The organism is Actinomadura bangladeshensis (assembly GCF_004348335.1).
GTDB classification, from domain to species: domain Bacteria; phylum Actinomycetota; class Actinomycetes; order Streptosporangiales; family Streptosporangiaceae; genus Spirillospora; species Spirillospora bangladeshensis.
The window spans coordinates 1-12,783 of record NZ_SMJW01000226.1 but is presented as its reverse complement, the minus strand read 5'-3'; the positions used below and the strand labels follow the sequence as shown (position 1 = coordinate 12,783).

Annotated in this window: 12 protein-coding genes; 9 read left to right on the top strand and 3 right to left on the bottom strand. The window is 72.9% G+C overall.

From position 1 onward, the window contains the following. Positions 1–7 precede the first annotated feature (7 nt). Positions 8–514: a nuclear transport factor 2 family protein gene (locus E1284_RS31520; protein WP_131943804.1), complete on the bottom strand. Its 507-nt coding sequence runs from the start codon at positions 512–514 to the stop codon at positions 8–10. Between the two features lie 123 nt (positions 515–637). On the opposite strand from E1284_RS31520, the gene E1284_RS31515 reads away from it, so the two are divergent. The 3 genes from E1284_RS31515 (at position 638) to E1284_RS31505 (ending at position 4,646) form a co-directional block, all read left to right on the top strand. After that, positions 638–1,546 carry a LysR family transcriptional regulator gene (locus tag E1284_RS31515; RefSeq protein ID WP_131943803.1) on the top strand — a complete coding sequence of 303 codons (909 nt, stop codon included), beginning with the start codon at positions 638–640 and terminating at the stop codon, positions 1,544–1,546. Between the two features lie 103 nt (positions 1,547–1,649). Beyond that, positions 1,650–4,046 carry an endopeptidase La gene (gene lon / locus E1284_RS31510; RefSeq protein WP_131943802.1) on the top strand — a complete coding sequence of 799 codons (2,397 nt, stop codon included), beginning with the start codon at positions 1,650–1,652 and terminating at the stop codon, positions 4,044–4,046. Between the two features lie 114 nt (positions 4,047–4,160). Further along, entirely contained in the window at positions 4,161–4,646 is a 486-nt protein-coding gene (locus tag E1284_RS31505; RefSeq protein WP_243714858.1) for a VanZ family protein, read from the top strand. Between the two features lie 5 nt (positions 4,647–4,651). Here E1284_RS31505 and E1284_RS31500 read toward each other — a convergent pair whose 3' ends face one another. After that, positions 4,652–6,166, bottom strand: coding sequence for a nitroreductase family deazaflavin-dependent oxidoreductase (locus tag E1284_RS31500; protein WP_131943801.1), 1,515 nt, complete (start codon positions 6,164–6,166; stop codon positions 4,652–4,654). Between the two features lie 211 nt (positions 6,167–6,377). Between E1284_RS31500 and E1284_RS31495 the strand changes: the two genes are divergently transcribed. From E1284_RS31495 to E1284_RS31470, 6 genes are all read left to right on the top strand, one after another. Next, positions 6,378–7,382 (top strand): Gfo/Idh/MocA family protein, encoded by a 1,005-nt coding sequence (locus E1284_RS31495; RefSeq protein ID WP_131943800.1) that lies wholly within the window; start codon positions 6,378–6,380, stop codon positions 7,380–7,382. Between the two features lie 13 nt (positions 7,383–7,395). Then, a complete protein-coding gene (iolC, locus tag E1284_RS31490; RefSeq protein ID WP_131943799.1) occupies positions 7,396–8,331 on the top strand; it encodes a 5-dehydro-2-deoxygluconokinase in 936 nt (311 codons plus the stop codon). Continuing rightward, complete coding sequence (gene iolB, locus E1284_RS31485) at positions 8,328–9,185, top strand: 5-deoxy-glucuronate isomerase (protein WP_131943798.1); 858 nt, start codon at positions 8,328–8,330, stop codon at positions 9,183–9,185. The genes iolC and iolB overlap by 4 nt, the downstream gene beginning before the upstream one ends. 112 nt (positions 9,186–9,297) lie before the next feature. Beyond that, positions 9,298–10,287, top strand: a complete 990-nt coding sequence (locus E1284_RS31480; RefSeq protein ID WP_131943797.1) for a sugar ABC transporter substrate-binding protein — start codon at positions 9,298–9,300, stop codon at positions 10,285–10,287. Between the two features lie 8 nt (positions 10,288–10,295). Continuing rightward, on the top strand, positions 10,296–11,345 hold the full coding sequence (locus E1284_RS31475) for an ABC transporter permease (protein WP_243714857.1): 1,050 nt from the start codon (positions 10,296–10,298) through the stop codon (positions 11,343–11,345). Continuing rightward, positions 11,342–12,130: an ATP-binding cassette domain-containing protein gene (locus E1284_RS31470; protein WP_131943795.1), complete on the top strand. Its 789-nt coding sequence runs from the start codon at positions 11,342–11,344 to the stop codon at positions 12,128–12,130. The genes E1284_RS31475 and E1284_RS31470 overlap by 4 nt, the downstream gene beginning before the upstream one ends. Here the strand turns inward: E1284_RS31470 and E1284_RS31465 are convergent. Next, the coding region (locus E1284_RS31465) for a helix-turn-helix domain-containing protein (RefSeq protein WP_131943794.1) at positions 12,127–12,783 on the bottom strand (657 nt) is incomplete at its 5' end. The two genes, E1284_RS31470 and E1284_RS31465, sit on opposite strands and share 4 nt — an antisense overlap.

Here is a 12,783-nt window from a genome sequence, read left to right as displayed (position 1 = left end):
GGGGAGGTCAGCCGAAGATCGCGGCGGGGTCGCCGGTGTACCAGGTGTTGTCGATGCGCATGCGGCGGACCACCCAGCGGTCCCCGTCCCGGACCAGTTCGACGTCGTAGGGGTTCTTCAGCAGGGCGAACGTGCCGTGGTCGGCGGTCAGCAGGTGCTGGGCCTCCACCAGCGCGGTCAGGCGCGCGGTGTCGCCGTCGACGGCGATGCGGGGGTTGGTGATCTGGTGGGTGGTGTCCACCCGGCCGGTGAACAGCGCCAGGATCGTGGTGACGATGGTGTCGCGTCCGGTCATCAGCGGCGGGTGCCCGCCCCAGCGGGCCGCCGCCGGGCGGAAGTCCAGTTCGGCGTCGGCGGCGAAGGCGGAGGCGAACAGGTCCCCGTCCTTCAGGTCCTGGCCGAGGCCGAACCGGTAGAGCGCGTCGAGGATCTCGGCGCGGTCCCGCAGCTCCCGCGCGACGGCGCCGGTGTCGGCGGCCGGTGCGGATAGGGCACGTCCCTCGGTGACGTACATGAGTGTCTCCCCGTACAGGTCAGAGTAGTCGTCGAGCGGTTCCACCCTCGCGGCCGGCCCATGGCGGATCAACGCGCCGCTGTGCAACGATCGTCAAGGCAGACTTAACGATGGGGGACGCACATGCTGGAGCGGCACGAGATCGAGGCCCTGCTCACCCTCGCCGAGGAGCTGCACTTCGGCCGCACCGCCGAGCGGCTGCACGTGTCCACCGCCCGGATCAGCCAGACCATCGCCAAGCTGGAGCGCCGCGTCGGGGTGCCGCTGTTCGAGCGCACCAGCCGCCGGGTGGAGCTGACGGCGGCGGGACGGCGGCTGCACGAGCGGCTGCGTCCCGCGTGGGAGCAGGTCACCGACGCCTTCGAGGAGGCCGTCGCCGCAGGCCGCGGCCTGACCGGAACCCTGCGGGTCGCGTTCGTCGGCGCGGCAGGCGGCCAGTTGCTGGCCGGGGCCGCCGAGCTGTTCCGCCGGCGCCACCCCGACTGCGACGTCCGGCTCCGCGAGGCGCAGATGACCGATCTGATGCCGTGGCTGCGCGGCGGCGAGGTCGACCTGGCCCTCGGCACCTTCCCGGTCGAGGAACCCGGCATCGCCACCGGCCCGGTCCTGGTGTCGGAGGCGCGCATGCTCGCCGTGCCGGTCGGGCACCCGTTCGCGCGCCGCTCGTCCGTCGGCCTGGAGGACCTGGCGCGGACGCCCCTGCTCCAGCTCCCCGACACGCTGCCCGAGTCGCTGAGGCGCGACCGCACGCCCGGCGCGACGCCGTCCGGACGGCCGATCGCCGAGGGCGCCTCGGCCGCCACCTTCAACGAGATGCTCACCCTCATCGGCGCCGGCCGCGGCGTCTTCCCGGTCGGCGCCCAGGCCAGGCGCTACTACGCCCGCCCCGACGTCGCCTACATCCCCTTCACCGACGCTCCGCCGCTGCGATGGGGCCTGCTGTGGCGGGCCGACAACGCCACGGCGCGCGTCCTCGCCTTCGCCGAGGACGCCCACGACCTGGTGCGCGGCGATGCAGAGCGCGGGCAGTGATCGCTGAGAGCGAACGTTGCTGCGGAAACAAAATGCTGCTCCGTTTTCTTGAGTGTGTATGACTCAACTTGAGGTTGGGTCGTCGATGGACTTGGAGCTGAGCATGAGCGAAACCCTGACGCTGCCGGTGCTGCCCCTGGAAGACGGGGTCGTTCTGCCCGGCATGGTGGTCCCCCTGGACCTGTCCGAGAACGGCGAGGTCCGGGCGGCCATCGAGGCCGCGCGGGCGGTGGCCCAGTCCCGGGGGCCGGGCATCCGGTCGGCGGGCAAGCCGCGGGTGCTGCTGGTGCCCAGGCTGAACGGGCGGTACTCCGACGTCGGCACGCTCGGCGTGATCGAGCAGGAGGGGCGGCTGCCCGGCGGCGAGCCGGGCGCGGTCGTCCGCGGCGTCTCGCGGGTGCGGATCGGGACCGGGACGACCGGGCCGGGCGCCGCGCTGTGGGTCGAGGGGACCGTGCTGGAGGCGCCGCCCGCGTCCGGGCGGGCCCAGGAGCTGGCCAAGGAGTACAAGGGCCTGGTCAGCGCGATCCTGCAGAAGCGCGGCGCATGGCAGGTCGTGGACGTGGTTCAGCAGATCGACGATCCGTCCACGCTGGCGGACAACTCCGGCTACGCGCCGTACCTGACCGACGAGCAGAAGATCGAGGTCCTGGAGACCGTCGACGTGGTCGAGCGGCTGGAGCTGCTGATCGGCTGGACGCGCGACCACCTCGCCGAGCTGGACGTGGCGGAGACGATCCGCAAGGACGTCCAGGAGGGCATGGAGAAGACGCAGCGCGAGTTCCTGCTGCGGCAGCAGCAGGAGGCCATCCGCAAGGAGCTGGCCGAGCTGAACGGCGACCCCGCCGACGAGGAGGACGACTACCGGGCCCGGATCGAGGCCGCGGACCTCCCCGAGAAGGTGCGCGAGGCGGCGCTGAAGGAGGTCGACAAGCTGGAGCGGTCGTCCGACGCCTCGCCGGAGGGCGGCTGGATCCGCACGTGGCTGGACACCGTCCTCGACATCCCGTGGAACGAGCGCACCGAGGACGCCTACGACATCGCGGGCGCCCGCGAGATCCTCGACGCCGACCACGCCGGGCTGGACGACGTGAAGGAGCGCATCGTCGAGTACCTGGCCGTCCGCAAGCGCCGCGAAGAGCGCGGCCTGGGCGTCGTGGGCGGACGCAGGAGCGGCGCCGTGCTGGCGCTGACCGGTCCTCCCGGTGTGGGCAAGACCTCGCTGGGCGAGTCGGTCGCGCGGGCCATGGGACGCGAGTTCGTCCGCGTCGCCCTGGGCGGCGTCCGGGACGAGGCCGAGATCCGCGGCCACCGCCGCACGTACGTGGGCGCGCTCCCCGGCCGCATCGTCCGGGCGATCCGCGAGGCCGGCTCGATGAACCCGGTCGTCCTGCTGGACGAGGTCGACAAGGTCGGCGCCGACTACCGGGGCGACCCGACGGCGGCGCTGCTGGAGGTCCTCGACCCCGAGCAGAACCACACCTTCCGGGACCACTACCTGGAGGTCGAGCTCGACCTGAGCGACGTGCTGTTCCTCGCCACCGCGAACGTGGTCGAGGCCATCCCCGGGCCGCTGCTCGACCGGATGGAGCTGGTGGAGCTGGACGGCTACACCGAGCACGAGAAGGTCACCATCGCCCGCGACCACCTGCTGCCGCGCCAGCTCGACAAGGCCGGGATGGAGGCGTCCGAGGTGGGCTTCGGCGACGACGCGCTGCGGCTGCTGGCGGCCGAGTACACGCGTGAGGCGGGCGTCCGGTCCCTGGACCGCTCGATCGCGCGGGTGCTGCGGAAGGTCGCCGCGAACGTGGCGCTGGGGAAGGCGTCGCTGCCGGTCTCGATCGGCGCGGCCGACCTCAAGGAGTACCTGGGGCGGCCCCGGTTCACCCCGGAGGTCGAGCTGAGCCGGAACGAGCGGCGCACCGGCGTGCCGGGCGTGGCGACGGGCCTCGCGGTCACCGGCGCGGGCGGCGACGTCCTCTACATCGAGGCGTCGCTGGCCGACAGGGAGACCGGGGACACCGGCGTGACGCTCACCGGGCAGCTCGGCGACGTCATGAAGGAGTCGGCCCGGATCGCGCTGTCCTACCTGCGCTCGCGCGGCGCGGAGCTGGAGCTGCCGGTCGGCGACCTGAAGGACCGCGGCGTGCACGTCCACGTGCCCGCCGGGGCGATCCCGAAGGACGGCCCGAGCGCCGGCATCACGATGACGACGGCCCTCGCCTCGCTGCTGTCCGGACGCCCGGTCCGCGCGGACGTGGCGATGACCGGCGAGGTGTCGCTGACCGGGCGGGTGCTGCCGATCGGCGGCCTGAAGCAGAAGCTGCTCGCCGCGTCCCGGCTCGGCATCACGACCGCGATCGTGCCGAAGCGCAACGAGCCCGACCTCGAGGACGTCCCGGCCGAGGTGCTGGAGAACATGACGGTCTTCACCGTCAGCGACGTCCGCGAGGTGCTGGACCTGGCACTGGAGCCGGCCACCACCGCGGTGGCGGCCTGACCCGGGGCGAACGCCCGCGCCCTCCGCGGCGCGGGCGTTCGCATGCCCGCATTACGGGCGAGCCGGAATGAACCGGTGCACATAGTCCGGCGCGGCCCGGGGACGACGAGCCGGGTGTTGGTGGAGATGTGGCAGCCCGCGGCGCCGGGCGAACGGGTCCCGTGGTACATCGTCGCCCTGCGCGCCCTCGTCGTGCTGATCGCGCTGGGCCTGCTCGGTGTCTTCTTCTACTTCGCGTTCAAGCTCACGCTGACGCCCGTCCACGACAACGGCCAGGCGGGCGGCAACACCGACCCGGGCCGCTCGCTGCGCTTCTACCTGGACCGCCCCACCAAGGAGGCGGTCCTCCAGATAGGCGGCAACCTCGCGCTCCTGGCGCCCCTCGGCGTCCTGCTCCCGCTCGTCTGGACGACCCTGCGCGGCCCCATACGCCTCGCCCTGCTCACCGGCATGTTCTCCCTGGCCATCGAAACGATCCAGGGCCTCCTGGTCATGGGACGGGCCTTCGACATAGACGACGTCTTCCTGAACGTGGCAGGCGTGGTGATCGCCTACCTCCTCCTGGGCCGCCGCCTCTCCAGATCCCTCCGCGGCTCCTAGCCGGCTTAGCGGGGGGTCAGGTGGAAGACCCTCAACTCGCGGTGGGCGCGTTCTACGTAGCTGTCGTAGACGGGCCAGACGGCGGTGAGGCGGGGCCAGATCTCCTTGCGCTCCTTGTCATCCAGGAGGCGGGCGGTGACCGGGGTCGTGCGGCCCCGGAAGCTGACCTCGGCCTCGGGGGTCCTGATGAGGTTGCCGGTCCAGGCGGGGTGCTTCTCGCGGCCGAAGTTGGAGCCGACGACGTACCAGCCGCCCGCCGGGTCGGGCAGGCAGGCCAGCGGGGTTCGCCGGGGCAGCCCGCTCACCGCGCCGGTGGTGGTCAGGACGAGGCTCGGGACGAGGAGCTGGCCGAGCAGGAGCCTGCCGCCGGTCACCTTGTGCAGCGTCCGGTCGAGCGGCGGGACGACCCTGGGCCCCACCTTGGCGAACCATTCGGCGCCCGAGACGCGGTGGAAGACGGGCCCGAACGTGCGCTGGACGAGAGTCGGCATCGGTTTCTCCTCGGGGGCGGCGAGCCGGCCGGCCCGGCGCGGGTTCAGGTGGCCGCTCCGGACCAGCCACCGCAGGCCGTCGGCGACGGTCTCCTCGACGGGACGCAGCGTCAGGTCGAGCGCGTCCAGGATGGGGCGGTCATCGGTCGGGACGAGCGTGACCATGAACTCGGCGGCGTCGCGGGTGAGCGGGTAGTCGAAGCGGCGGACGCGCTTGGCCGCGTCCAGGGCGGAGCCCAGCGCGAGCATGGCGCGGGATGGGACGGGGATGCGGCGGCACCTCACGCCGGTGAGGCGGTCGCATAGGTCGGCGTACTGCCGCCAGGTCAGGTAGTGGCCGCCGAGCACCCAGCGGCTCGGCCCCTGCCGGGCCTCGACGGAACGTGCCAACGCCTCGCCGAGGTCGCGGACGTCGATGACCGAGACGCCGCCGCCCGGCAGCGGCCACACCTTGCCGAGCGCCGCGGCGAGGCCCTCCATCAGCGCGTCCAGCGTCGGCTGCTCCGGCCCGCACACGCCGCCCGGGTACACGATGGTGACCGGCGCGCCGTCCGCCTGCAGGCCGCGCACGTAGCGCTCGGCCGCCAGCTTGGACTTGCCGTAGTCGGTGCGGGGCTCGGCCAGGGAGTCGTTCGCGGTGATGACCCGGCCGGACGGCGGGACGAACACCGCGACGGTGGACACGTGGACCACCGGGTCGAGGCCGTGCGCGACGGCGCCGCCGACCACGTTGCGCGTGCCCCGGACGTTCACCTCGACCAGGTCGCGGTCGCCGCCGGTCACGTCGATCGCGGCGGCGGTGTGGACGGCCGCGTCGCAGCCGGCGAGCGCCGCCGACACGGCGCCCTCGTCCAGCATGTCGCCCTTGACGAGCTCGACGTCCTCGGCGGCGACGCCGACGGACGCCAGCACCCGGGCCGCCTTGCCGGGGTCGCGGACCAGCGCGCGCGGCCGGTGCCCGGCGGCGAGCAGGGCGCGGACGGTGTGGGACCCGACGAACCCCGAGGCGCCGGTGACGAAGATCCGCATGGGGCAAAACTAGCGCTTGGTCCCAGTATTGGCACAGCCCAGGCGGCCTCGATGCCGCCCCGGCCCCGCACCGCGCTCCGCCGGCCACCCAGCGTAGCCCCGGCTATTTCGGTCACCTCGATTACCGGTGGCGGGACAGGACGCCATTGACGTGCGTGGAACGGTCCAGTCACACTCGGGGCTCACCTGACCGCCGACCGGGAGGGGATCGATGAGGATCGGACTGGCCGGCGCGGGGCGCATCGGTGCGCGCCACGCCGCCGCTCTCTGCGCACTGCCCGAGGTGGACGCCCTGGCCATCGCCGACGCGGACGCCGCCCGCGCACGCGACCTCGCCGCCCGCCTTCCGTCCGGGGCGCGGGCGCTCGGCACGGTCGGGGAGCTGTTCGAGGCCGGCCTGGACGGCCTGGTCGTCGCGGCGGCCACCGACGCGCACGCGGCCCTCGTCGAGCGGGCCGTGGCCGCGCGAATTCCCGTCTTCTGCGAGAAGCCCCTCGCCTCGGACCTCAATGGAACGTTCCAGGCCGTCGAGGCGGCGGCCGCCGCGGGCGTCCCGGTGCAGGTCGGCTTCCAGCGCCGCTTCGACGCCGGGAACGCGGCGGCCCGCGAGGCGCTCGCGTCCGGGCGGCTGGGCTGGCTGCACACCGTCCGGTCGAGCAGCTTCGACCCGTCGCCGCCGCCGGCCGAGTACGTCCCCTCGTCCGGCGGGCTCTTCCGCGACTGCGTCATCCACGACCTCGACCTCATCCGGTTCGTCACCGGACGCGAGATCGTCCGCGTGATGGCCGCCGGCGGCAACCGGGGCGAGGACTTCTTCCGCGAGTGCGGCGACATCGACACCGGCTCCGCGCTGCTGGTCCTGGACGACGGGACGCTCGGCGTCGTGTCCGCCACCCGCTACAACGCCGCCGGCTACGACGCGCGGCTGGAGCTGTTCGGCTCCAAGGACAGCGTCGTCACCGGCATGGACGAGCGGACGCCCGCGACGCCGCTGCCCGAACTCGACGCCGGGCCGAGGCCCGCCTACAGCGGTTTCATGGAGCGCTTCTCCGACGCCTACGACGCGGAGATCCGGGCTTTCGTGGACGTGGCGGCGGGCCGCAGCGCCAACCCGTGCCCGCCCGAGGACGCCCTGGAGGCGTTCTACCTCGCCGAGGCCTGCGAGCTGTCCATGCGCGAAGGGCGGATCGTCGGCACCGAGGAAGTACGCCGATGACGGGGGCGCGCCGATGAGCTTCGACCTCATCACGATGGGGCGGGTGAGCGTCGACGTCTATCCGCACCAGGTCGGCGTCCCGCTGGAGGACGTCGAGTCGTTCGGCAAGTACCTCGGCGGCAGTCCCACCAATGTCGCGGTGGCGGCGGCCCGGTACGGCCGCCGCGCCGCCGTCATCACCCGAACCGGCGACGACCCGTTCGGACGGTTCGTGCACAAGGCGCTGCGGGGGTACGGCGTCGACGACCGGTACGTCACGGCCGTCCCCGGCCTGCCGACGCCGCTGGCCTTCTGCGAGATCTTCCCGCCGGACGACTTCCCGCTGTACTTCTACCGCTACCCCAAGGCTCCCGATCTGGAGATCCGTCCGGAGGAACTGGACCTTGAGGCGATCCGTGAGGCCCGCATCGTCTGGGCCACCGTCACGGGCCTCTCCCAGGAACCCAGCCGCGAGGCGACCTTGGCCGCCCTCGCCGAACACCCGGGGCAGACCGTCATCGACCTCGACTACCGGCCGATGCTCTGGGACGACCCGGGCGAGGCACCGCACTGGGCCGGGCTCGCCCTGGAGCACGCCGAGGTCGCCGTGGGCAATCTCGGCGAATGCGAGGTCGCGGTAGGGGAGAGGGAACCGGAGGCCGCCGCACGGGCGATCCTCGAACGCGGCCCCGAACTCGCCATCGTGAAGCTGGGCCCGGCCGGCGTCCTCGCGGCGACGGCCGGTGAGACGGTGCGGGTGCCGCCGGCCGAGGTCGACGTCGTGAACGGCCTCGGCGCCGGCGACGCGTTCGGCGGCGCCGTCTGCCACGGCCTCCTGTCCGGCTGGGACCTGCGGCGCCTCATCGCGTTCGCGGGCGCGGCGGGGGCGATCGTCGCGTCCCGCCTCGCCTGCTCCGACGCGATGCCCGCACAGGACGAAGTCGAAGCACTCCTCAAGGAGACCGCATGAAGTACCACGTGCCCGCCGGCGCTACCGCGGACGGCCCCTACGGGCTCGTCGTCACCCCCGAGTCGGCCGGCTGGACGCACTCGTCGCTGCGCGTCCTCGACCTGCCGGACGGCGGCGAGCACACGTTCGGCACCGGCGAGTTCGAGACGATCGTGCTGCCGCTCGCCGGATCCTGCGCCGTCGAGTGCGACGGCTCGCGGTTCGAGCTGGCGGGGCGCGGCGACGTGTTCAGCCGGGTCAGCGACTTCGCCTACGTCCCGCGCGACGCGCAGGTCACCGTGCGGGGGCGCGGCCGGTTCGCGCTGGCCGGCGCCCGCTGCGGGACGCGCCTGGAGCCGCGCTACGGGCCCGCCGAGGAGGTGCCGGTGGAACTGCGCGGCGCGGGCGCGGCGAGCCGCCAGGTCAACAACTTCGGGACGCCCGAGGGCTTCCCGTTCGCCGAGAAGCTGATCGCCTGCGAGGTGCTCACGCCGGGCGGCTGCTGGTCGTCGTTCCCACCGCACAAGCACGACGAGGACCGGCCGGGGGAGTCGGTGCTGGAGGAGATCTACTACTTCGAGGTCGCCCGGGACGGCATGGCCTACCAGCGGGTCTACGGCTCGCCGGGACGCCCCATCGACGTGCTCGCCGAGGTCCGCAGCGGGGACGCCGTCCTGATCCCGCACGGCTGGCACGGCCCGTCGATGGCGCCGCCGGGCCACGACCTCTACTACCTCAACGTGATGGCCGGGCCGTCCCCGGACCGGGCCTGGCGGATCTGCGACGATCCCGCGCACACGTGGATCCGCGATACCTGGACGGGGCAGGAGATCGACCCCCGCCTGCCGCTGACCTCGGCGGCCGGCCGCCCGTGATGCGCTCGGCGGTCGGCCGGTGCCGAATTGTGAGCTTGATCGCCGCCCACGCCGCGACCATCTATGGTCAACTCCTCAGAACGGCCATGTGGGGAGAAACGGAGAGCAATCGATGAGAGGCGTTTTCGCGCGCGGGTCGTCCAGGGGCCTCGCGGTCCTGGCCGCCGCGGGGCTGCTGGCGCTGAGCGCCTGCAGCAGCTCGGGCGGGAAGAAGTCCGAGGAGGCGCCCGAGGGCGCCGGCCCCCGGCTGAAGATCGCGATGGTGACCCACTCGGGCGCCGGCGACACGTTCTGGGACATTGTTCAGAAAGGCGCGCAAGCGGCCGCCGCCAAGGACAACGTCGAGTTCCTGTACTCGGCGGACCCGGACGGCGGCAAGCAGGCCCAGCTCGTCCAGGCCGCCATCGACAAGAAGGTCGACGGCATCATCGTCACGCTCGCCAAGCCGGACGCGATGAAGGACGTCCTGGCGCGCGCCACCGCCGCGAAGATCCCGGTCGTGTCGATCAACTCCGGCGCGGAGGACTCGGCGAAGCTCGGCGCGGTCGCGCACTTCGGGCAGGACGAGTCCATCGCCGGCGAGGCGGCCGGCACCGAGCTCGGGAAGATCGGTGCGAAGAAGGCGCTGTGCGTCATCCACGAGCAGGGCAACGTCGGCCTGGAGGCCCGCTGCGCCGGCGCGAAGAAGACGTTCGGCGGCGACCTGGAGAACCTGTTCGTCCAGGGCACGAACATGCCGGACGTCAAGTCGTCCATCACGGCCAAGCTCCAGTCCGACAAGGACATCGACGGGATCCTGACGCTCGGCGCCCCGTTCGCCGCGACCGCCGTCGACTCCGTCAAGGAGACCGGCAGCAAGGCGAAGATCGGCACGTTCGACCTGAACAAGGACCTCATCGCCTCCCTCAAGGCGGGGGCGATCGAGTTCGCCGTCGACCAGCAGCCCTACCTGCAGGGCTACGAGGCCGTCGATGAGCTGTGGCTGCTGAAGAACAACGGCAACGTCCTCGGCGGCGGGCGCCCGGTGCTGACCGGCCCGGCGATCGTCACCAAGGACAACGCGGGTGGGCTGGAGGCGTTCGCGAACCGGGGGACGCGATGACGCGAGCCGTGGCCGAGCCACCCCCGGTGGCCGATCCCGGCTCGGACGAGCGCCTGGCCCGGCGGTCGCCGCTGCGGCGGCTGCTGGGCCGCCCGGAGCTGGGCGCGCTGCTCGGCGCGGTCGCGCTGTTCGTGTTCTTCTCGGTCGTCGCGGACGCGTTCCTGCGCGCCGGGTCGTTCTCGACCGTGCTGTACGCCAGTTCCACGTTCGGGATCATGGCGGTCGGGGTGTCGCTGCTGATGATCGGCGGCGAGTTCGACCTGTCGGCCGGGGTGATGGTGACGTCGTCGGCGCTGATCGCGGCGCTGACCTCCTACCAGCTCACGCTGAACGTGTGGGCGGGCGTGGGGGTCTCGCTCGTGCTGACGCTGGCGCTCGGCATGGTCAACGGCATCCTCTACGTGCGGACGAGGCTGCCGAGCTTCATCATCACGCTCGCGACGTTCTTCATGCTCGCCGGGCTGAACCTCGGCGTGACGAAGGCCCTCACCGGCAACGTCGCGAGCGACTCGGTGCGCGACATGGACGGCTTCGCCGGCGCCCGCGCCATCTTCGCGTCCGACGTCGACGTCCTCGGCGTCAACGTGAAGATCACCGTGTTCTGGTGGCTGCTGTTCACCGCGATCGCGACCTGGATCCTGCTGCGCACCCGCGTCGGCAACTGGATCTTCGCGGTGGGCGGCTCCGCCGCCAGCGCCCGCGCGGTCGGCGTCCCCGTCGACCGCGTCAAGATCGGCCTGTTCATGGGCGTCGCGTTCTGCGCCTGGTTCTCCGGGATGCACCTGGTGTTCGCGTTCGCGACGATCCAGTCCGGCGAGGGCGTCGGCAACGAGTTCCTGTACATCATCTGCGCGGTCATCGGCGGCTGCCTGCTGACCGGCGGCTACGGGTCGGCGATCGGCGCGGCCATCGGCGCGTTCATCTTCGGCATGACGAACAAGGGCATCGTGTACGCGGAGTGGAACCCCGACTGGTTCCGGTTCTTCCTCGGCGCGATGCTGCTGATCGCGACCGTGGTCAACCTGATCGTGCGGCGCAGAGTGGAGCGGTCGTCATGACGGATACGCCGCTCATCCGGCTCACGGGCGTCGGCAAGAACTACGGCAACATCATCGCGCTGCGGGACGTGGACCTGGAGGCGTCCGCCGGCGAGGTCACGTGCGTGCTCGGCGACAACGGCGCGGGCAAGTCCACGCTCATCAAGGTGGTCGCCGGCCTGCACCGGCACGACACCGGCACGTACGAGGTCAACGGCGAGGAGGTCGCCTTCAGCTCGCCCCGCGAGGCGCTCGACCGCGGCATCGCCACCGTGTACCAGGACCTCGCGGTCGTCCCGCTGATGCCGGTGTGGCGGAACTTCTTCCTCGGCTCGGAGAAGCGCAAGGGCTTCGGCCGCATGGACATCGACCACATGCGCAGGACGACCCAGGGCGAGATGGCCGCCATGGGCATCGACCTGCGCGACGTCGACCAGCCCATCGGGACGCTCTCGGGCGGCGAGCGCCAGTGCGTGGCGATCGCCCGCGCCGTCCACTTCGGCGCCAAGGCCCTCGTGCTGGACGAGCCCACCGCCGCGCTCGGCGTGAAGCAGGCCGGGATCGTGCTGCGCTACGTCGTCCAGGCGCGGGAGCGGGGCCTCGCGGTCATCTTCATCACCCACAACCCGCACCACGCCTACCCGGTCGGGAACCGCTTCCTGATCCTCAACCGGGGCCAGAGCATCGGCTACCACACCAAGGACGAGATCACCCGCGAGGAGCTGACCGGGCTCATGGCCGGCGGCAGCGAGCTGGAGGAACTCGCCCACGAACTGGACGCCGCCATGTCCCCGCCCGAAGGCTAGGCGGGGGCGAGCCAGGCGCGGCAGAGCCACCAGGCGTTGACGCCGCCGAACGTGCCGGACGCGTCGACGCCGGTGGCCTCGGTGAACCGCTGGACCCTGTTCCGCACCGTGTTGGGGTGCACGAACAGGCGTCCGGCGGCCGCGGTGACGTCGCGTCCCTCCTCCAGCCAGGCGCACACCGCGCGGGCGACCGGCTCGGCGCTCGCGCCGAGTTCGGCGCGGGCCGCCCGGTACCGGTCGAGCAGGATCGCGGTGAGGTCGGTCCGGTCGGCCGCCGCCGCGACGACGGCGACCTCGGCGACGTGCACCACGCCGGTCCGCCCGGTCGCCTCGGCGGCGGCGAGCGCGGACACGGCGAGGCGGCGCGCGGCGGCCAGGTTCTCCGCCTCGGCCGGCCCCGCGAGCCCGGCCGCCGCGCCGCCGGGCGCCACCGGCGGCCGCGCCGCCACCGCGAACAGCAGGCCGTCCAGCAGCGCGGACGGCGCCGGCGGCCGGACGGGCGGCAGCCCCGCCCGGCCCGCGCCGGCCGGGCGGGCGGCCAGCACCCACAGCGCGCCGCCGGCCGGCAGGCCCGCCTCGGCGGCGGCGAGCGCGGCGGCCGAGCCGCCGTCCAGCAGGCGCCGCAGCAGCGCCGCGTCCCGCTCCTCCCGCTC

Excerpts from the sequence above, each read along its gene's own strand:
- iolC (WP_131943799.1), top strand. The coding sequence starts at position 7,396 with ATGAGCTTCGACCTCATCACGATGGGGCGGGTGAGCGTCGACGTCTAT.
- E1284_RS31495 (WP_131943800.1), top strand. The coding sequence starts at position 6,378 with ATGAGGATCGGACTGGCCGGCGCGGGGCGCATCGGTGCGCGCCACGCC.
- E1284_RS31520 (WP_131943804.1), bottom strand. The coding sequence starts at position 514 with ATGTACGTCACCGAGGGACGTGCCCTATCCGCACCGGCCGCCGACACC.
- E1284_RS31515 (WP_131943803.1), top strand. The coding sequence starts at position 638 with ATGCTGGAGCGGCACGAGATCGAGGCCCTGCTCACCCTCGCCGAGGAG.
- iolB (WP_131943798.1), top strand. The coding sequence starts at position 8,328 with ATGAAGTACCACGTGCCCGCCGGCGCTACCGCGGACGGCCCCTACGGG.
- lon (WP_131943802.1), top strand. The coding sequence starts at position 1,650 with ATGAGCGAAACCCTGACGCTGCCGGTGCTGCCCCTGGAAGACGGGGTC.
- E1284_RS31480 (WP_131943797.1), top strand. The coding sequence starts at position 9,298 with ATGAGAGGCGTTTTCGCGCGCGGGTCGTCCAGGGGCCTCGCGGTCCTG.
- E1284_RS31470 (WP_131943795.1), top strand. The coding sequence starts at position 11,342 with ATGACGGATACGCCGCTCATCCGGCTCACGGGCGTCGGCAAGAACTAC.
- E1284_RS31500 (WP_131943801.1), bottom strand. The coding sequence starts at position 6,166 with ATGCGGATCTTCGTCACCGGCGCCTCGGGGTTCGTCGGGTCCCACACC.